Here is a 19,810-nt window from a genome sequence, read left to right on the forward strand (position 1 = left end):
TGCGAGTGCCCGGGTGGCTCCCGCCCGTACGGCCGCCGGGCGGACCGCCGGCGACCGGGTTCGGGTCCGGGGCGGCCGGACGGCCGTGAGGGCCGTAGCCGTCGCCGTCGCCGTCGCCGGGGCAGAGGCAGGGGCAGGGGCAGGGGCCGGAGACGTCGTCGTACGGTCGGCCGCTTCTTGGCAAACGGGCGGCTTCACCGTACGTGCGTGTCGACGGTGACCAGTTCGCGCTCGCGGGGATCGTGCGCGGCGCCGACGACGTGGGCGGCGTCGCCCTGGATCACTCGCTCGTGCAGCAGCGGCACGGCCGCGTCGGTGGCCAGCACGGCGGCCTCGGCGGCGATGGCGGCCCGCCTGCGGGCGTCGCCCGAAGGAGTCGCCGAAGCGGTGGCGAGCGCGGAGTCGACGGCGGGGTCGGAGAGCTGGGAGATGTTGAAGGAGCCGTCGCCCGCGAAGTCGCTGTAGAGGTAGGCGGCGGGGTCGCCCGAGTCCAGCACGGTGGCCCGCGACAGGACGAAGGCGTCGAACTTCCCTGCCAGGGCGTCGGCTTCGATGTGCGCGTACTCGCGCACATCCAGTTTCACCGTGAACCCGGCCTCGCGCAGCTGCTGCTGGAGGAGCTGGGCGACCTCGGGCAGCTCGGCGCGGTCGGTGAAGGTGCCGATGGTGATCGTCGCGCCCTTCGGTTCGGCGGGGGCCGTGCGCCGTACCGGCGTGCGGAGCTTCGCCGCCCACGGCAGCGCGGGGCCGAGCAGCCCGCCGGCGAGGTCGGCGCGGCCCTCGTAGACGCCGGACACGAGGGTGCGGGCGTCGACGGCCGCGCGGGCCGCGGCCCGCAGCGCCGGGTCGCGGAAGGGGCCGCGCTCCGTGTTCAGGTAGAGGGTGTTGGTCCGGGGCATGGGGACCTCGGTGATCAGCTTCTTGTCGAGGAGGCCGGCCTGCGAGACGGGGACCGCCTCGACGATGTCGGCCTCGCCGCTGCGCAGCGCGGCGGCGCGGGCGGTGCCGTCGGGCACGTACCGCACGTCGATGCCCGCGGCCTTGGCCCGGCCGCCCCAGTAGCGGTCGTATCGGTCGAGGGTCGCCGAGGCGGTGCCGTCGGCGCGCACGAGCACGAACGGGCCGGTCCCGGCACCGACCGGGTCGACGCTCCTGCCCTTGTACGCCTTGGCGGCCAGGATCGACAGCTGCGGCGAGCTCAGCCGCTGCGGTACGAGCGGGTCGTCCTGGGCCGTGGTCACGCTGACCGCACGGGGGCCGTCCGCGCGGACGGTGAGCTCGACCCCGTCGAGGATGCGCGGCTTGGGGGAGGCCTGCGCGGCGGTGGTGAGGGAGCGGACGACGTCGGCGGGGGTGAGCGGGCTGCCGTCGTGGAAGGTGACGCCCCCGCGCAGGGTGAAGGTCCAGGTCCGGCCCTGCCGGCGCCAGTCGGTGGCGAGTGCGGGGACGGCGTTGCCGTCGGGGTCGAGCCGGACCAGCGTCTCGGCGGTGGACCAGCGCGACAGCTTGAAGGCGTCGTCCGAGAGGGGGGAGAGCCCGGACCGGGGCGGCTGCATCATCGCGACCCGTATGCGCCCGCCGTCCGCGCCCTTGCCCCCTTCGCCGGTCGGCGAGCCGCTGCCGGCGAAGCAGCCGCCGAGCAGGGCCGAAGCGGTGGTGACGGCGACGGCGGCGAGAAGGCCGCGGCGGACGGAGGAGGCATTTCCGAGCAGGCGAGACACGAGGGGTCCTCAAAGGAGCGGGGTGCGGTGATGCCCCGACCTTAGCAGAATGAAAATCATTCTCGTTAAGCGCTCTTCCCGTCACTCCCGTCCAGCGCTGGCGAGCCGCGCCGGTACGGACTCCCGCAGCGCCCGGGTGAGCGCCGCGATCGCCGGATGCGGGCCGGCGCCGCCGCGGAAGGCGATCCGTGTGCGGCGACGGACCGGCAGTGCGGTCAGGCACACGCCGGGCGGCGGGTCGGTCGCCCCCAGCTGCGGTACGACGGCCACGCCCTGGCCCACGCCGACGAAGGCCAGCACCGTCGCGAACGCGTCCACCTGGTGACGCACCCGCGGCACGAACCCGGCCGCCCGGCAGACCTGTTCGGTCACCGCCCGGCACACCGTGTCCGGAGCCGCCATGATCCAGGGCGCGTCCCTCCAGTGCGCCAGCAGCGCCAGTCCGTCGAGCCCGTCGGGGGCGGGGCAGGGAGAGGCCAGATACATCTCCTCCTCGCACAACGCCTCGGCCGCCAGGCCCGGTTCGAGCGGAGTCGGCACGAGGTCGTAGTCGTGGACGAGCGCCACGTCCAGGTCCCCCGCCCGCAGGGCGTGCGCCACCCCGGCCGGATCGGTCTCGGACACCATCGGTTCGAGGGCCGGATGCCGGGCGGCCAGCAGCATCAGCGCCGCCGGCAGGATCGCCTGGGTCGCGGTGGGGAAGGCACCGATCCGCAGCGGTCCCGCCGGGCCGTGCCGCGCCTCCGCGAGTTCGGCCGCCGCCCGCTCCAGGCGTTCGAGCACTGCCTCCGCGTGGCCCACCAGCTTCTCGCCGGCCGGAGTCAGCCGCACCCGGCGCCCGGACCGTTCGAGCAGGGCCACCCCGGCCTCCCGTTCCAGGGTGCCCAGTTGCTGGGAGACAGCCGACGGGGTGAAGGACAGGGCCTCGGCCACGGCGGCGATGGTGCCGCGCAGGGCCAGTTCGCGCAGCAGGCGCAGACGTCGTACATCGAGCATCAGCTCAGCTTACGGTTCGCGTCACAAACGCGAACTGGACCTGGAGGTCGGAGGAGACCACTCTCTACGGCATGGCACAGCACTTCACCCCGTACGGGATCCACGTACCCCTCGTCACTCCCTTCGCGCGCGACGGCCACCCCGATCTCGACGCCCTGGAGGGACTCGCCCACTCCCTGCTCGACGACGGCGCCGCCGGGCTCGTCGCGCTCGGCACCACCGGCGAGGTGGGCGCGCTCGACGCCGACGAGCGCCGAGCCGTCGTCGACGCCTGCGCCCGCGTCTGCCGGGACCGCCAGGCGCAGCTCGTCGTCGGCGCCGGCGGCGGAGCCACCGCGACGGCCGCCCGCGAACTCGCCGGGCTGAGCCGGTGGCCCGAGGTACGGGCGGCCCTGGTGACGGTGCCCGTCTTCGTGCGCCCCTCCCAGGAAGGGGTGCTCGCCCACTTCGCCCGGCTCGCCGCCGACAGCCCCGTACCGCTGGTCGTCTACCACATCCCGTACCGCACGGCCCGGTCGCTCGACGCCGCCACCCTCCGCGCCCTCGGTGACCTGCCCGGCGTCGTCGGCGTCAAGCACGCCGTCGGCGGCGTCGACCAGGACACCGTCGACCTGCTCGGCGACCTGCCGGCCGGCTTCGCCGTCCTCGCGGGCGACGACGTCTTCGTCTCGCCGCTGCTCGCCCTCGGCGCGACCGGCGGCATCCTCGCCTCCGCCCACCTCGCCACCGACCGCTTCGTCGCCCTCGCGGACGCCTGGCACACGGGCGACGCGCCCAGAGCCCGCACCCTCGGCCACCGCCTCGCCCGCCTCTCCACCCGCCTGTTCGCCGAGCCCAATCCGGCCGTCGTCAAGGGCGTCCTGCACGCCCAGGGCCGGATCCCCACCCCGGACGTACGACTCCCCCTGCTGCCGGCCTCCGAGGAGTCGGTGGCGGCGGCACTCAAGGAGCTGACCGAGGTGGAGTCGGCGATCGACTGACGGCCCGGCGGGATGCGGGGCTGGTGGGGCCGGCAGGACCGGTGGTCCCACGGGGATCCCTCGCAGGCCCGCGCCCGCGGGAATGTCCCGCCTGACCTCGTTCGTCCCCGACATGCCGTGCCGTCAGATCAACAATGGGTAACGGAAAGGGATATGGCGGGCAGAAGCCTTCCCTCCGGTCCTGGCGTCCTGGGATCTTGCGTCCACCCCACACATCACAGGGTCCGGCCGGTGCCACCAGCGCCTCCGGGCCATCGGAGGACGCATTGTTTTCCCACATATCGAGCCGGCTGAGACTGCCGGTCGCGGCCGCCGCCGTCGTCGGCGCCACCGTCGCCCTCGCCGCCCCCGCGCAGGCGCAGGTCCTGCCCCTGGAGAAGGCGGCCCAGGGAGCCCGTACCGCCCCGGCGGCAAAGGCGCAGACGCAGGAGCAGACGCGGTCCGGCGCTTCGCAGGCCGTCGCGGGCGCCTGGGCCGCCGGTACGCGCGCGTACCTGGTCATCACGACGCCCGGTGACACCACGGCCGTCCGCACGGCCGTCGCCTCCAACGGGGGCACCGTCTTCGCCTCCTACGACGCCATCGGCGTCGTCGTCGCTCACTCCACCTCCGCCTCCTTCGCCGCCACGATGCGCGGCGTCGCCGGGGTGCAGCAGGTCGGCGCGACCCGCACCTCCGACGTGCCGGCCGACGCGTACAACCCGGCGCTGCCGGCGAACCCGTCGCAGTCCACGACGACGCTGACCGAGTCCAACCGCTGGGACATGACCCAGATCAAGGCCGACCAGGCCTGGGCCGTCACCACCGGCTCGGCCGCGGTCAAGGTCGGCGTCCTGGACACCGGCGTCGACGACAAGCACCAGGACATCGCCCCCAACTTCAACGCCGCGGACTCCGTCTCCTGCGCCTACGGCAAGGCCGACACGCGCGCCGGTGCCTGGCGTGACGTCGGCACTCACGGCACGCACGTCGCCGGCACGATCGCCGCCGCGAAGAACGGCAAGGGCGTCATCGGCGTCGCTCCCGGAGTGAAGATCTCCTCCGTGCGCATCGCCGAGCCCACCAGCAGCCTGTTCTTCGCGGAGAACACCATCTGTGGCTTCATGTGGGCGGGTGACCACGGCTTCAAGGTCACCAACAACAGCTATTACACGGACCCGTGGCAGTTCAACTGCCCGGACAACGTCGACCAGGCCGCCATCATCGAGGGCGTCCGCCGCGCCCAGGCCTACGCCGAGTCCAAGGGCTCGCTGCAGGTCGCCGCGGCCGGCAACGCCAACTACGACCTGGCCAACAAGACGACCGACACCGAGAGCCCCAACGACTCGACCCCGGTCACCCGCACCATCACCAACGCCTGCATCGACATCCCGACCGAACTGCCGGGCGTCGTGACGGTCTCCGCCCAGGCCAACGGCGGCGCGAAGGCCTCGTACTCCAACTTCGGCAACGGCATCATCGACATCACCGCCCCGGGCGGCGACGGCGCCAGCGGCGTCTACTCGACGCTGCCGGGCGGCAAGTACGGCTCCATGAGCGGTACGTCGATGGCCTCCCCGCACGTGGCCGGCGTGGCCGCGCTCCTCGCGAGCGTGAACCCGTCCCTCACCCCGGCGGACATCCGCGCCGCCCTCGCGACCCAGGCCACCGACAAGGCCTGCCCGTCCGACAGCCGCTGCACGGGCACCACGACCAAGAACGGCTTCTTCGGCGAGGGCCAGGTCGACGCGCTGAAGGCGGTCGGCGGCTCGACCCCGCCGCCCACCGGCCCGTACTTCGAGAACCTCAACGACGTCGCCATCGCCGACAACGCGACGGTCGAGAGCGCGATCACCGTCTCCGGTGTCACGGGCAACGCCCCGGCGACGCTCAAGGTCGGTGTCGACATCAAGCACACCTACCGCGGTGACCTGGTGGTCTCCCTCGTCGCCCCGGACGGCACGGTGTACCTGCTGGAGGACTTCACCAACAGCGACGGCACGGACAACGTCGCCAAGACGTACACCGTGAACGCCTCGGCCGAGGTGGCGAACGGGACGTGGAAGCTCCGCGTCCAGGACATCGCCACCCAGGACACGGGTCGCGTCGACGCCTGGAACCTGACCTTCTAGGCCACCCGCACGTCGCACCACGCACGACCCAGGTCGAGCCCCCGGGAGACACCTCCCGGGGGCTCGACCCACACCCGCTCTCAGCCGGCCGACATACGTATCTCCGTCAGATGGCCGGTGGGGCAGGGTCCGGCCGGCAGGCTCACGGTGGGATGCGGGGACGACGTCAGGACGGCCAGCACCTCCTGCGCCGGGTGGCCGAACACGTCCACGTCCCCGAGGGCCACCGGCACGGCGGAAGGCTCGCCCGCCTCCGCATCGCCGACGCACCGGCCGAGGTGGACGAGGGCGAGACCGTTCACGGAGTGCTCGGCGGGGCCCCGACGGTCGGTCATGTCGCCGCACACGAGCAGGTCCAGGCCCTCGTAACGGGCCGAGAAGGACCAACCCGCCTGGCAGATCCAGGTCTCGCGCACGTCCGCCGGCGTCGCGACGGCCCACTGCGCCTCGCGCTCGGGCATGCCGAACCGCAGCACGCCCGCACCCCGCGGCAACACGAGCCCGACCCCGGGCAGCACCTCGAACACGACCCGATCGTGCCCCGGCCCCCGCCGCCGGGGCAACAGCCACGGGCCGCCGCCCACCAGCCGCCCACGGCCGGCCGCCTACGGGCCGTCGACCGTGATCGCCTGTACGGGGCAGGCCCGGGCCGCCTCGCGGACCAGAGGCCCGCCCACCTCGTCCTCGCGGCCCCGCACGACCGTGCCGAAGCCGTCGTCGTCCTGGGTGAAGACATCGGGCGAGACCAGGGCGCACTGGCCGGCGCCGATACAGACGTCCGCGTCGATGGAGATGCGCATCGGCCGGATTCCTTTCACCAGGTGACGGGGAGTTCGATCATGCCCTGGATCGTGTCCCCGGGCTTGAAGGGGATCTCCTCGGCGGGTACGGCGAGTCGCAGTCCCGGCAGCCGGCGCAGCAGCGTCCCGAGCGCGATCTCCAGCTCCACACGCGCCAGGTTCTGCCCCAGGCACTGGTGGATGCCGAAGCCGAACGCCAGGTGGTGCCGTGCCGGACGGGCCCAGTCCAGGGTGTCCGGATCGGCGTAGACCGCGTCGTCGCGGTTGATGACGGACGTCGCGAAGACCACGCCCTCACCCGCGCGGATCACCGACCCGCCGACCTCCACGTCCTCCCGCGCGACCCGCAGCATCCCGTCGGCGATCGACAGGAACCGCAGCAGCTCCTCCACCGCCGTGGGGACGAGGCCGGGGTCGGCCCGCAGCTCGGCGAGCCGCTCGGGATGGCGCAGCAGCGTGTAGGTCCCGAGCGAGATCATGTTGGCCGTGGTCTCGTGCCCCGCGACCAGCAGGATCGTCGCCAGCTGCACCAGCTCCTCACGGTCGGGACCGTCGCCCCGCAGCTGCCCGGCCACGAGGTCGTCCAGCACCCCGACGCCGGGCTCGGCCCGCTTGCGGTCGATCAGATCGCCCAGATACTCCTCCAGGCGGGTCAGGGCGTCCTCGGTGTCCGCACCGGTGGGGCCGCGCAGCAGCCGACGGGACTGTTCCTCGAAGAAGTCGTGGTCCTCGTACGGCACGCCGAGCAGGTCGCAGATCACGATCGACGGCACCGGCAGCGCGAACGCCCCGACCAGTTCGGCCGGCGGTCCCGTCTTCTCCATCGCGTCGAGGAGCCGGTCGACGGTCGCCTGGATGCGCGGCCGCAGGCCCTCGGTGCGCTTGAGCGAGAAGCTCGGGATCAGCATCCGGCGCTGTACGTTGTGTTCGGGATCGTCCCAGCCCAGCAGCGCGGCCCGGCGACGACGGCGAACGGCCGCGACCCGCTCGGTCGGCAGCGGGAAGTCGTCCCGGGTGGAGTCGGTGGAAAGCCGCTGGTCCGCGAGCAGCGCCCGGGCGGCCTGGTGTCCGGTGACGAACCAGACCTCGCGTCCGTCCCAGAGGGTGACGCGCGACAACGGGCGTTCCTCGCGCAGGGGGTCGTAGGCGGTCGGCGGGTGGTAGGGGCAGGATCGGTTCTGGGGGAAGGCCACGGCTTCGGTCATGCTGGACCTCACAGACGGCGGATCGGCGGGTGATCGGCGGCTCCGACGGTTGGTGCCGTCTCCACTACATGCCTCAGGCATCTATCCGGTCTACGCGCAGACCGGCCAAACCGCCGGAACGAGTGGATCCCTCCGGCGACCCGTTCTCCGGCCCGCCCTCCTGCCCGTTCTTCCGCCGTCACCCAGGGGTGCGCGAGCCCTCCGCGCACCTCCCACGCTCCGGCTCGCGCACCTCCCACGCTCCGGCTCGCGCCCGAACCCGTGGCCTGATCCCGTCACCTACCGTGGACTCCATGACCCGAGCCGCCCTCCTGTTCCCGTCCGACCCGCTCGCACCGCACCGGCCCGATCCGCACTACGCGGCGGAGGCACGGCACGCCCGCGAACTCGGCGGCACCCACGCCGTCGTGGACCATGACGCGTTGCTCGCCGGACACGCACGGGAGGCCGTCCGCCGCGTCCCGGCGGGCGGGGAGCCGCTCTGGTACCGGGGCTGGATGCTGCCGCCGACGGCGTACGCGGCGATGGAAGCCGCCCTCGCCGACCGGGGCCGGACGCTGCTGACCACGCCCGCCGCCTACCGCCGCGCCCATGAACTGCCCGGCTGGTACGCCGCCTTCGCCCACGTCACTCCGCGCAGCTCCTGGATCCCGGGCGGCGGCATGCCGGGCGACCCGGAGCTGAAGCGGGCCGCCGAGGAGCTCGGCGGACCGGGCCCGGCGATCGTCAAGGACTACGTGAAGTCCCGCAAGCACGAGTGGGCGGAGGCCTGCTACGTACCGGACCTCGCCGACGGAGAGGGCCTGCGCCGGGTGGTCGGACGCTTCGTCGCGCTGCAGGGCGACGACCTGGCCGGCGGAGTGGTGCTGCGCCGCTTCGAGCGGTACGTACGACGGCGAGGAAGCGACGGTGCCGACCGGGCCGAGGAGGCCCGGGTGTGGTGGCTCGACGGCGCCCCGGTCCTGGTCGGCCCGCACCCGGACACGCCGGAGGTGCGGCCCGCCCCGGACCTGACCGCGATACGGCCCCTGGTCCGCGCCCTCGGCTGCCGCTTCGTCACCACCGACCTGGCGCGCCTCGCCGATGACGGCGCCTGGCAGGTGGTGGAGGTCGGCGACGGCCAGGTCAGCGACCTGCCCCGGGGCACCGATCCGGCCGCGCTCCTGTCGGCCCTGCTGTCCGCGCCCCTCGCCGGGGCCCCGGCTACGACTCCAGGCCACCGCGCGCGATGACCTCCGCGTACCAGTGGGCGCTGTCCTTGAACGTCCGCCGCTGGGTGGCGAAGTCGACGTGGACGATGCCGAACCGCTTGCTGTAGCCGTACGCCCACTCGAAGTTGTCCAGCAGGGACCACAGGAAGTAGCCCCGTACGTCGGCGCCGTCCTCGATCGCCCGGTGGACCGCCGCCAGATGGGCGCGCAGATACGCCACCCGCTCGGGGTCCTTCACCTGGCCCTCGGGATCGGCGTAGTCCTCGTACGCGGCCCCGTTCTCCGTGATCACCAGGGGAACGCCCGGCAGGTCGTCGCGCAGCCGGACGAGCAGCTCGTGCAGCCCGCTCGCGTCGACGGGCCAGTCCATCGCCGTGCGCGGCCCCGGTGCGGGAAGGAAACGCACATGCCGCTCGGCACCCGCCCACGGCGACGGCGACGGCGAGGAGCCGGCGGCGACCACGGTGGGGGAGTAGTAGTTGATGCCGAGCGAGTCGATCGGCGCCGACGCGGCCTCCAGGTCCCCGTCCCGTACGAACGACCAGTCGGTGACGGAGGCCGTGTCCCGGACCAGGTCCTCCGGCAGGGTGCCGTGGAACACCGGGTCGAGGAAGACGCGGTTGCCGACCGCGTCGATCCGGCGGGCCGCGTCCAGGTCCTCGGGCGCGTCGGTGTGGGGGCGCACCGCGTGCAGGTTGAGGGTGAGCGAGATCTCGGACCGCCCGGGAAGGGCGGCGCGCAGCGCCCGGGTCGCCAGACCGTGCGCCAGGTTGAAGTGGTGGGCGGCGCGCAGGGAGGCGAGGTCGCTGGTGCGCCCCGGCGCGTGCTCCCCGCTGCCGTACCCGAGGAAGGCGGCGCACCACGGCTCGTTCAGAGTGGTCCAGGTCGCCACCCGGTCGCCCAGCGCCTCGGCCATGAGGGTCGCGTACTCGCCGAACCTGAGGGCCGTCTCGCGCTGCGGCCAGCCGCCCGCGTCCTCCAGCTCCTGCGGCAGGTCCCAGTGGTAGAGCGTGGCGACGGGCCGGATGCCGGCCTCCCGCAGTTCGTCGGTCAGGCGGCGGTAGAAGTCGAGCCCTCGGCGCACCGCGGGCCCGCGTCCCGTGGGCTGCACGCGCGGCCAGGAGACGGAGAACCGGTAGTCGGTCACGCCGAGCCGGCGCATCAGCGCGATGTCCTCGCTCACACGGTGGTAGTGGTCGGCCGCGATGTCCCCGGTGTCGCCGTTGCGGACCTTGCCGGGGACGCGGCTGAAGGTGTCCCAGATCGAGGGGGTGCGGCCGTCCTCCGCGGCCGCTCCCTCGATCTGGTACGCGGCGGTGGCGGTGCCCCAGCGGAAGCCGGCCGGGAACCGGAGCGACGTCGTGGTGTGAGGACGAGGATCGAGCGCGGTCATGAGGAGAGAACTCCCAGGAGTGAGACGAGCAGGACGAGTGAGATGAGCGGGAAGAGAGAGACAAGTGGGACGAGTGAGACGACGGAGAGGAGACGCGGAGGCGTGGTGGGGACGGGGAGAGCGCCGGATCAGCCCTTGACCGCGCCCTGCATGATGCCGCCGACGATCTGCCGGCCGAGGAGGCCGAAGACGAGCAGCACCGGCAGGGTGCCGAGCAGGGTGCCCGCCATGATCACGGACTGGTCGTTGACATAGCCGCCGCCGAGCTGGCGCAGCGCGACCTGCACGGTCGGCTCGGACGAGGACAGGGCGACGATGGGCCAGAAGAAGTCGTTCCACGACGCCATGAAGGTCAGCAGGCCGAGTACGGCCATGCCGGGCCGGGCGACGGGGATCACGATCGACCAGAAGATCCGGGCCGTCGAGGCGCCGTCGACCCGGGCCGCCTCGATCAGCTCGTCCGGCAGCGACTGCACCAGATACTGCCGCATGAAGAACACGCCGAACGCGGACACCAGACCCGGCAGGATCACCGCCTGGAGCCGGCCCGCCCACTGCAGTTCGGCGATCAGCATGAACAGCGGGATCACGCCCAGCTGCGGCGGGATCATCATCGTGCCCACCGTGACGGCGAGCAGGGCGCCCCGGCCGCGGAACCGCAGTTTGGCGAAGGCGAATCCGGCGAGCGTGCAGCACAGCACGGTGCCCAGGGTGACCGAGCCGGACACGATGAACGAGTTCACCAGAGCCTTGCCGATGTCGGCCTCCTCCACCACCGCCTCGAAGTTGCGGAACAGATGGCGGCCGGGCAGCAGCGCGGGCGGCACCCGGGCCAGATCGGCGTTGGAGCGGCTGGCGGCGACGATCGTCCAGTAGAAGGGGAACGCCGAGACGAGCACGGCGAGGGCGAGGATCGCGTAGGCGAGCTTCCCGCCCCGCATCGTGCGGCCCGCGCGGGAGCGGGGCCGCCGTCCGCCGGGAGGTGTCTCGGGGGCCGGGTGGGCGACCGGCGGATCGGCGAGCGACGTGGTCATCGGCCGGCCTCCTTGCGGGAACGACGGCGGGCGATCAGGGCGTTGGCCCCGACGAGGAGCAGGATCAGCAGGAACATGACCCAGGCGATGGCGGCCGCCCGGCCCAGGTGGAAGAACCCCCACCCCTGCTCGTACAGGTAGAGCCCGAGGGTCTGGTACTGGTGCGAGATGCCGCCGGAGACCGATCCCTCGAAGAGCAGCGGCTCGCCGAAGAGCTGGGTGGCGCCGATCGTGGAGACCACGACCGTGAAGACGATCGTCGGCCGCAGGCCGGGCAGGGTGACGTGGAAGAACTGCCGCCACTTGGACGCCCCGTCCACCTCGGCGGCCTCGTAGAGCTCGTGCGGGATGGACTGCATGCCCGCCAGGTAGATCAGCGCGTTGTAGCCGGTCCAGCGCCACACGACGATGCTGGAGACGGCGATCTGCGAGGCGACCGTGCCGTTCTGCCAGTCGACCGGGTCGACGCCGAAGAGTCCGAGCGCGTAGTTGACGAGTCCGAAGTCACGGCCGAAGAGCTGCGCGAAGACGAGGGTGGCGGCGGCGACGGAGGTCGCGTACGGCAGCAGCATCGCGGTCCGGAAGAAGGTCCGGCCGCGCAGCCGGTAGTTGAGCAGGTGGGCGAGGCCCAGGGCCATCACCAGCTGCGGCACCGTGGACAGCACCCCGATGGTGAAGGTGTTGCGCAGCGACGTCCAGAAGAACTCGTCGCCGAGCAGGGCCGTGTAGTTGTCGAGTCCCCGCCACTCCATCTCGCCGGGCGTCTGGAGCTCGACCCGGTAGAGCGACACGAACGCCGTGTACAGCAGCGGGAACAGCCCGAAGGCGGCGAAGAGGGTGAAGAAGGGGGCGATGTAGGCGTACGGGGAGACCGTCCGCCAGGCGCGCCGGAGCGCGGGCGGCCGGGACGGGCCCGCCGGGCGGGGCGGGCGAGGCGGTGCGATCGGCTTCGCGGAGGAGGCGAGGGTCACGGGCGGCCCTTGGGGGTGAGTCGGTACCGGGGGCGGGGCGGGCGGCTGGGGTGCCCTCCGGGCCGCCGCCGTGCAGCGGCCCGGAGGGCGGGGGTCAGCCGATGGTGTTGGCGACGCCCTTCCTGGCGTTCTCCCAGGCCTTCTCGGGAGCCGTTCCCTTGCGTTCGACCTCGCTCAGGGCGTTGGTGATCTGCTGGGCGATGTTCTGGTCGTGGACACCGAGCACCTGGACGGGAGCGGCCTTCGCGGCGTCGCCGAAGATCCTGCCGATCGGCGCGTCGGAGAAGTACGGGTCCTTGGCGGCGGCGACCTTGTCGATGGCGCCGGTGGCCGACGGGAAGTTGCCGTTCTTCTCGAAGAGCTTCGCCTGCTGCTCGGGCGCGGTGAGCCAGGCGATCAGCTCGTACGCCTCCTTCTTGTGCCGGGCCGCCTTCGGCACCGAGAGGTAGGAGCCGCCCCAGTTGCCCGCGCCGCCCGGCAGCGCGGCGATGTCCCACTTGCCCTTCCCGGCGTCACCGGCCTGGCCCTTGATGTAGCCGAGCATCCACGCCGGGCAGGGGAGGGTGGCGAAGGAGCCGGCGGCGAAGGCCTGGTTCCACTGGGGTGACCACTGGTCCAGCTTGGCGCTCAGCCCGCTGTGCGCCGCTGCGACGGAGGTGTCCCAGGCGGTCTTCAGAGCCGGGTTCTTCTCCCAGATGAGGGTGCCGGAGGCGTCGTAGTAGCGCTCCTTCTCCTGCCCGATCATGATCGAGTAGAGGCTGCCGACGCTGTCGAGCCAGGCGCTGTTCGCGGGGGCCTTGGCCTTGTACTGCTTGCCGAGCGCCAGATAGCCGTCCCAGGTCGACCACTTCTTCGCGAGTTCCACGCGGTCGGTGGGCAGTCCGGCCTGCCGCAGGAGGTCGGTGCGGTAGCACATGGCCTCGGGCCCCACGTCGGTGCCGAGACCGAGGACCGCCCCGTCGCGGCCCGTGGCGGCCGCCCACTTGGCCTCGGCGAATCCGCTCTTGAGCCCGTCGGCGCCGTACTTCCTGAGGTCCTCGAACTTGTCCGCCTGCTGCTGCGTCACCGACGCGATCCGCCCGACCTCGACGGCCTGGACGTCGGCGAGACCACCGCCGCCGGCGAGCCGGGTCTGGAGCGACTTCCAGTAGTCGGCCTCGTCCTCGGTGTCGGTCTGCTTGATGGTGACGTCCGGGTGGAGCTTCTCGTACTCCGCGTAGAGGCCGGCCTCCTTGTAGCCGAAGGAGCCGAACAGGTCGACGGTGAGCGTCACCTTCCCGCCCGGACCGTCGGACGACGCCTCGTCGGGCGAGCCGCCGCAGGCGGCGAGCAGGGCCCCGGCCAGCACGACCGCCCCCAGGCGGACGGTGGCCCTCTTGGCGGCTCGGGCGATGGGCATGGGAAGCCTCCCTTGGTTGTGATGCGGAGAGAGAAGAACTCTTCGGGGGCGCCTCGTGCGTCGGCGGCCCCGCCGCATCGTGAGAGCGCTCTCAAGGAATGGTCTGGAGCGTGCCCGCCCGGTGTCCGTCCCGTCAAGACTCGAAGGCGTAACGGGTTGGACTCACCCTCAAATGCCCTCGCTGTTCCATCTATTGACACCGCTGTTTCAGGAGTTTTACGTTCACCGGCATCTGAGAGCGCTCTCGCGCCCCGGATCGCGCTGACACCCCTATCCGTCGTGATGACACGAGGTGCCGCCCATGCCCGCCCCCCGCAACCGACCGGCCGCCGTGCTGGTCCTGGCCACCGCCCTGGCCGCGGTCGGACTCGTCCCGACCGCGCCACCGGCCGCGGCCGCCACCGTCCCCGTAGGCTCCGGCAGTTACTCCGACAGCCGCCCCGCCGGAACGTCCGGCCCCACCACCAACACCGGCACTCCCGTCACCCCCAAGGTCACGGCCGCCGCCCAGGGCAAGCCGGTGCCCACCAACGACTGGTGGTCCTCGCTGGCCTTCCAGCGCTACGGGGACAACCCCTACTCGACCCCCATGTACGGCCACCCCCTCACCTACCAGGCCACCGCCGGCGGCCTCGACATCGGCTACCCGACGAGCCCGCAGATCGTCGGCGAGGGCCGCCAGTACGAGTACGCCCACAAACGCGACCTCACGGTCGGCCTCAGCGGCCTCAACTCGCCCGACACCAAGGCCGATGCCTGGTCCGACTGGACCGTCACCCCCTACTGGTCCGACGGCACCCGCACCCTGCGCACCACCATCGGACACGGCAGCCCCTTCGTGTACGCCAAGGGCACCGGCGGCAACGCCCAGATCACCACCGCGGCCGCCCCCACCGTCTTCGCCGACCAGGGCAACGTCCTCGGCATCACCGTCGCGGGACACCACTACGCCCTGTTCGCCCCCACCGGCACCGACTGGAACGTCTCCGGCACCAGCATCACCGCCGGCCTCGGCGGCAAGGACTACTTCTCCGTCGCCGTCCTGCCCTCCACCGGCGCCCTCGCCACCTACCGCAAGTACGCCTTCAGCTTCGTCACCGGATCCACGGTGAACTGGAGCTACGGCGGCGGCACCGTGCGGGCCACGTACACCCTCACCACCGAGGCCAAGGAGGGCACCGAGCGCGGCACCCTCCAGGCCCTCTACCGGCACCAGTGGCTCCACACCACCGACCCCCTCACCGCGTACACCTACGTCTCGCCCCGCGGCACCATGAAGGTCCGCGAAGCGGCCTCCTTCACCACCGCCCAGAAGGCCTCCGCCGTGCTGCCCGCGCTGCCGAAGGCGAACGGCGTCGACACGGCGCGGCTGCGGGCGTATCTGAACGAGACCGCGAACGCCTCCGACCCGTTCTCCGGGGCCGTCGACACCTACTGGACGGGCAAGGCCCTCGGGAAACTCGCCCAACTGGTCCCCGTCGCCGACCAGATCGGCGAGGGAGCGATCCGCGACAAGCTGCTCGGGCTGATCAAGGGCCGCCTCCAGGACTGGTTCACCGCGGGCGGCGCCAACGAGTTCTCCTACGACCCGACGTGGAAGACCCTGACCGGCTACCCCGCCTCCTACGGCAGCGACACCGAACTCAACGACCACCACTTCCACTACGGCTACTACGTCTACGCCGCCGCGATCGTCGCCCAGTACGACCCCGCCTGGGCCGCCGGATCCGCCTGGGGCGGCATGGTCAGGACCCTGGTCCGCGACACGGCCAACCCCGCCCGCACCGACGGAGCCTTCCCCTTCCTGCGCGGCTTCGACGTCTACGCCGGCCACAGCTGGGCCTCCGGCCACCAGGGCTTCGCCGCCGGCAACAACCAGGAGTCGTCCTCCGAGTCGACCAACCTCAGCGCCGCACTGGTCCTGTGGGGATCGGCCACCGGCGACACCGCGCTGCGCGACCTCGGCACGTATCTGCTCACCACCGAGGCCGAGGCGATCGCCCAGTACTGGTTCGACGCCGACCAGCAGGTCTTCCCGTCCGCCTTCGGCCACGACACCGTCGGCATGGTCTGGGGCAGCGGCGGCGCCTACGCCACCTGGTGGACCGCGAACCCCGAGGAGATCCACGGCATCAACGTGCTGCCCGTGACCTCCGGCGGCTCGCTCCACCTCGGCGGCCGGAAGGACGCCATCCGCCGCAACATCGCCGAGATGGAACGCGAGAACGGCGGCCCCGCCGTCGAATGGCGCGACATCCTCTGGGAGTTCCAGTCGCTCGCCGACCCGGCAGCCGCGAAGGCCAAGTGGGACGCGGGCCATGGCGCGTACACCCCCGAGGCGGGCGAGTCCCGGGCGCACACCTACCACTGGATCGGCACGCTCGACTCCCTCGGCGCACCCGACGCCGGCGTCACCGGCGACCTGCCCACCTCCGCCGTCTTCACCAAGGGCACGGTACGGACCTACGCGGCGCACAACCACGGCGCCACCGCCCGCACCGTCACCTTCTCCGACGGGAAAACCCTGACCGTGCCCGCACGCTCCACCGCCGTCGGCACCGGAACGGGCGGCGACCCCGACCCGGACCCCGAGCCGCCGACCGGGAACACCTTCCAGCTGCGCTCGGGCGGCAGCCTCACCACCGCCACCGGCGGGACGGCCGGCAGCGACACGATCGCCTCCGCCGACGGCACCAACCACGACGGCGCCCCGTACAAGCCGCTCGTCTACGAGGCTCGCGGCGTCAACGGCACCCTCACCCCCGGCGCGTCCACGGCCTTCCGGCTCCAGGTGGACGCGGGAACGACGGTCGGCCTCGGCCAGCAGGCCAGGGTCAGCTACGACCTGACCGGCGACGGCAGCTTCGACCGGACCGAGACGTACCACTACTTCGCCACCGACCCGCTGACCGGGTGGGAGGAGTACGCCCAGAGCCGTGGCCTGGCCTCGGCGACCGGCGCGCTCGGCAACCTGGTGAACGGCACCGTACGGCTCGAGGTGTGGAGCGCGATCGGCAACGGCCCCGCGAAGCTCCAGGTCGGCACGGCGACATCCGTACTGGTGATCCCCTACGGCTGAGCGGATCTCACCCCGCCGCGCACCGAGAAGGGCGGGCACCGCGACGACGCGGTGCCCGCCTTCCTCCTTGCCTTCGCCCGCCTCGGTCGGCGCTCACGCGGAGGCGCGGCGGACCAGCGCGGTGGGGGTGACGATCGACTCCGGCGTACGGTCACCGCCCTCGTCCAGGACCCGCATGAGCAGCCGCACCATCAGCCGCCCCATGCCCTCGATGTCCTGGTGCACGGTGGTCAGCGCCGGCTCGGTGTCCCGCACCACCGAGGGCATGTCGTCGAACCCGACGACCGCCACGTCCTCGGGGACACGGATCCCGCGCTCCCGCAGCGTCCGCAGGACACCCGAGGCCATCAGGTCGTTCGAGGCGAAGACGCCGTCCACATCCGGACACCGGTCGAGGAGTTCGGCCATCGCGCGGGCACCGCTCGCCTCCGTGAAGTCACCCTCGACGACCAGCGCCGGATCGGCGTCCGGCAGCACGTCGCGGTAGCCGTCGATCCGGTCGAGCGCGGCCATCAGATCCCGGGGCCCCGCGATGTGCGCGACGCGCCGGCGCCCCAGGGAGACCAGATGGCGCACGGCCGCACGGGCCCCGCCGCGGTTGTCGCAGTCGACGTACGGCACCGCGACGTCCCGCCCCGCGGACGAGCGGCCGCCGAACACGGTCGGGATCCGGGCCCGCCCGATCAACGCCGCCAGCTCGCCGTCGTTGTGCAGCGAGAACGCCAGCGCCCCGTCGACATGGCCGCCCCCCAGATACCGCGCGATCCGCTCGTGGTCCTCGGCCCCCTCGACCCACAGCAGCACCAGCTGCGAGTCGTGCGCGGCCAGCTCCCGGCTGATGCCGCGCACCTGCTGTTCGAAGAACGGATCGGAGAAGATCCGGAACTCCGGCTCCGCGATGATCACGGCTACCGCCCCGTTGCGCCGGGTGACCAGCGTGCGCGCCGCGTGATTGGGCACGTACCCGAGCTCCTCGACCGCCCGCCGCACCTTCTCCACCAACGGCTCCCGCACCCCCGCGCCCCCGTTCACGACCCGCGAGACGGTGGCCCGCGAGACCCCGGCACGGGCGGCGACGGCTTCCAGCGTGGGGCGGGACCCCGTGCTCGACTCGGCCAAGGCGGGCGCTCCTCATCTGCTGCGGCACGTCGGTACGTGGTTGGGCCCGGCCAGGATATCCGGCGCCGCCGCCTTTTGAGAGCGCTCCCAAGAGTCGGATGGATCCACCGATCCTCCCAGGTGTCCGTACCGGGCGGAGCCGCTGCTCCCCGGCCCGCTGCGCGTTCCGGCCCGCTGAGTCAGGCGCGGTGGTACTGGACCGGCGAGGGCACCTCGTCGCCCAGGGCGGCCGCGGCGTGCCGCGCCCAGTAGGGGTCGCGCAGGAGCTCGCGGCCCAGCAGGACGGCGTCGGCCTGTCCGGAGGCGAGGACGTGCTCCGCCTGGGCCGGTTCGGTGATGAGGCCCACGGCCGCCACGGGCATGCCCGTGGCGCGCCGGACCCGCTCGGCGAAGGGCACCTGGTAGCCGGGGTGCGCATCGATCCGCACGTCGGGCGCGATGCCGCCGGTCGACACGTCCAGCAGGTCGACCCCGCGCGCCTGCAGCTCCTTGGCGAGGCGCACGGTGTCGTCCGGCGTCCAGCCCTCCCGGTCGTCCTCGGGGTTCTCGGTGAGCCAGTCCGTGGCCGAGACGCGGAAGAACAGCGGGAGTTCGCCGGGCCACACCGCGCGGATCGCGTCGACGACCTCCAACGCGAAGCGGGTCCGGCCCTCGAACGAGCCGCCGTAGCCGTCGGTGCGGTGATTGCTGTGAGGGGAGAGGAACTGGTGGATGAGATACCCGTGGGCGCCGTGGATCTCGACCACCTCGAAGCCCGCTTCGAGCGCCCGCCGCGCGCCGTCCGCGAACGCCTGGACCATCTCGCCGATGCGCTCCTCGGTGAGCTCCTCAGGGGTGGTCGAGGCGGCCGAGAAGGGGAGGGGGCTGGGGCCCACGGGCGTCCACCCGTGGGGCTCGTCCGGGGCGATCGGACGGCCGCGGTCGACCCAGGTGCGCTCGGTCGACGCCTTGCGTCCGGCATGGGCCAGCTGGACGCCGGGCACGGTGCCCTGGCTCTTGAGGAAGTCGGTGACCCGCCGGAACGCGGCGACCTGCGCGTCGTTCCAGATGCCGAGGTCGTACGGGCTGATGCGGCCCTCCGGGGTGACGGACGTCGCCTCGGTGATGATCAGCCCGGTCCCGCCGGTCGCGCGCGCGGCGAGGTGAGCGAAGTGCCAGTCCGTGGGGACGCCGATCGCGTCGCCTTCCGGCGCGGCGCTGTACTGGCACATCGCGGCCATCCAGGCGCGGTTGGGGACGGTCAGGGACCGGAGGGAGAGGGGGCTGAAGAGGGAACTCATCGGGGGACTCCTGGTACTCCTGGGCGAAGCGCGGCCTCATGATGATTGCACGCGCGGTGAATGTGCGTCAGCCGGTTAAGGGTGGGTGGAAGTTCCCGTCAGGCCAGGCTCGTGACGGCGGCGTCCGCGAAGGCGTGGTCCTGTGCGGGGGCACCGCCGCCGACGCCGATGGCGCCGATCAGCCGGCCGTCGCGGTGGACGGGGAGCCCGCCGGCGATGAAGAGCAGCGGCCGCTCGAGGGCGGTGGGCAGCGAGTGGAAGGGTCCGTCCGGCTTGACGAGGTCGACCAGGTCGGCGGTCGGCGCGTCGAGCTGGAGCGCGGTGTAGGCCTTGCGGGTGCTGGTCTCGCCGGAGATCAGCACGGCGCGGTCGTCACGGCGGAAGGCGAGGAGGTGGCCGCCGCCGTCGAGAACGGTGACGCTGACCGGGACTCCCGCGGTCTCGGCGGCGCGGCGGGCGGCGGTGAGCAGGATCTCGGCGTCCTGGATGGTCAGGCTCATGGTGCTTCTCC

At 72.6% G+C, this 19,810-nt stretch carries 16 protein-coding genes; 4 read left to right on the plus strand and 12 right to left on the minus strand.

Going from position 1 to position 19,810, the window contains the following annotated elements:
• Positions 1–194: 194 nt before the first annotated feature.
• Together ACFY7C_RS20130 and ACFY7C_RS20135 are read right to left on the minus strand one after the other, a co-directional pair.
• Positions 195–1,712: an ABC transporter substrate-binding protein gene (locus ACFY7C_RS20130; RefSeq protein ID WP_389652775.1), complete on the minus strand. Its 1,518-nt coding sequence runs from the start codon at positions 1,710–1,712 to the stop codon at positions 195–197.
• Positions 1,713–1,802: 90 nt separating this feature from the next.
• Positions 1,803–2,717 carry a LysR family transcriptional regulator gene (locus ACFY7C_RS20135; RefSeq protein ID WP_389652084.1) on the minus strand — a complete coding sequence of 305 codons (915 nt, stop codon included), beginning with the start codon at positions 2,715–2,717 and terminating at the stop codon, positions 1,803–1,805.
• A 71-nt stretch (positions 2,718–2,788) separates the two neighbouring features.
• On the opposite strand from ACFY7C_RS20135, the gene ACFY7C_RS20140 reads away from it, so the two are divergent.
• Positions 2,789–3,697, plus strand: a complete 909-nt coding sequence (locus ACFY7C_RS20140; protein ID WP_389652087.1) for a dihydrodipicolinate synthase family protein — start codon at positions 2,789–2,791, stop codon at positions 3,695–3,697.
• A 266-nt stretch (positions 3,698–3,963) separates the two neighbouring features.
• Complete coding sequence (locus tag ACFY7C_RS20145; RefSeq protein ID WP_389652089.1) at positions 3,964–5,808, plus strand: S8 family serine peptidase; 1,845 nt, start codon at positions 3,964–3,966, stop codon at positions 5,806–5,808.
• A gap of 80 nt (positions 5,809–5,888) precedes the next feature.
• Here ACFY7C_RS20145 and ACFY7C_RS20150 read toward each other — a convergent pair whose 3' ends face one another.
• From ACFY7C_RS20150 to ACFY7C_RS20160, 3 genes are all read right to left on the minus strand, one after another.
• A complete protein-coding gene (locus tag ACFY7C_RS20150) occupies positions 5,889–6,335 on the minus strand; it encodes a hypothetical protein (RefSeq protein WP_389652092.1) in 447 nt (148 codons plus the stop codon).
• 78 nt (positions 6,336–6,413) lie between these two features.
• The gene (locus tag ACFY7C_RS20155) at positions 6,414–6,608 is read right to left on the minus strand and encodes a ferredoxin (protein WP_389652095.1); all 195 of its coding nucleotides are present in this window, start codon (positions 6,606–6,608) and stop codon (positions 6,414–6,416) included.
• A gap of 14 nt (positions 6,609–6,622) precedes the next feature.
• Positions 6,623–7,813, minus strand: a complete 1,191-nt coding sequence (locus ACFY7C_RS20160) for a cytochrome P450 (RefSeq protein WP_389652098.1) — start codon at positions 7,811–7,813, stop codon at positions 6,623–6,625.
• Between the two features lie 293 nt (positions 7,814–8,106).
• Between ACFY7C_RS20160 and ACFY7C_RS20165 the strand changes: the two genes are divergently transcribed.
• The gene (locus tag ACFY7C_RS20165; RefSeq protein WP_389652101.1) at positions 8,107–9,045 is read left to right on the plus strand and encodes an ATP-grasp domain-containing protein; all 939 of its coding nucleotides are present in this window, start codon (positions 8,107–8,109) and stop codon (positions 9,043–9,045) included.
• On the opposite strand, the gene ACFY7C_RS20170 is transcribed toward ACFY7C_RS20165, so the two are convergent.
• From ACFY7C_RS20170 to ACFY7C_RS20185, 4 genes are all read right to left on the minus strand, one after another.
• Positions 9,017–10,417 carry a GH1 family beta-glucosidase gene (locus tag ACFY7C_RS20170; protein WP_389652103.1) on the minus strand — a complete coding sequence of 467 codons (1,401 nt, stop codon included), beginning with the start codon at positions 10,415–10,417 and terminating at the stop codon, positions 9,017–9,019. The two genes, ACFY7C_RS20165 and ACFY7C_RS20170, sit on opposite strands and share 29 nt — an antisense overlap.
• A gap of 128 nt (positions 10,418–10,545) precedes the next feature.
• Positions 10,546–11,451, minus strand: a complete 906-nt coding sequence (locus tag ACFY7C_RS20175; protein ID WP_389652106.1) for a carbohydrate ABC transporter permease — start codon at positions 11,449–11,451, stop codon at positions 10,546–10,548.
• Complete coding sequence (locus ACFY7C_RS20180) at positions 11,448–12,422, minus strand: carbohydrate ABC transporter permease (protein WP_389652108.1); 975 nt, start codon at positions 12,420–12,422, stop codon at positions 11,448–11,450. The genes ACFY7C_RS20175 and ACFY7C_RS20180 overlap by 4 nt, the downstream gene beginning before the upstream one ends.
• Positions 12,423–12,516: 94 nt before the next feature.
• Positions 12,517–13,821, minus strand: coding sequence for an extracellular solute-binding protein (locus ACFY7C_RS20185; protein WP_389652111.1), 1,305 nt, complete (start codon positions 13,819–13,821; stop codon positions 12,517–12,519).
• Positions 13,822–14,122: 301 nt separating this feature from the next.
• On the opposite strand from ACFY7C_RS20185, the gene ACFY7C_RS20190 reads away from it, so the two are divergent.
• Entirely contained in the window at positions 14,123–16,900 is a 2,778-nt protein-coding gene (locus ACFY7C_RS20190; RefSeq protein WP_389652114.1) for a glycosyl hydrolase, read from the plus strand.
• A gap of 93 nt (positions 16,901–16,993) precedes the next feature.
• On the opposite strand, the gene ACFY7C_RS20195 is transcribed toward ACFY7C_RS20190, so the two are convergent.
• From ACFY7C_RS20195 to ACFY7C_RS20205, 3 genes are all read right to left on the minus strand, one after another.
• On the minus strand, positions 16,994–18,019 hold the full coding sequence (locus tag ACFY7C_RS20195) for a LacI family DNA-binding transcriptional regulator (protein WP_389652117.1): 1,026 nt from the start codon (positions 18,017–18,019) through the stop codon (positions 16,994–16,996).
• Between the two features lie 179 nt (positions 18,020–18,198).
• Complete coding sequence (locus ACFY7C_RS20200) at positions 18,199–19,299, minus strand: NADH:flavin oxidoreductase/NADH oxidase (protein ID WP_389652119.1); 1,101 nt, start codon at positions 19,297–19,299, stop codon at positions 18,199–18,201.
• Between the two features lie 98 nt (positions 19,300–19,397).
• Entirely contained in the window at positions 19,398–19,799 is a 402-nt protein-coding gene (locus ACFY7C_RS20205; protein ID WP_389652123.1) for a heme-binding protein, read from the minus strand.
• Positions 19,800–19,810 lie beyond the last annotated feature (11 nt).

Origin of the sequence: Streptomyces sp. NPDC012769 (genome assembly GCF_042901205.1) — a bacterium.
GTDB lineage: Bacteria > Actinomycetota > Actinomycetes > Streptomycetales > Streptomycetaceae > Streptomyces.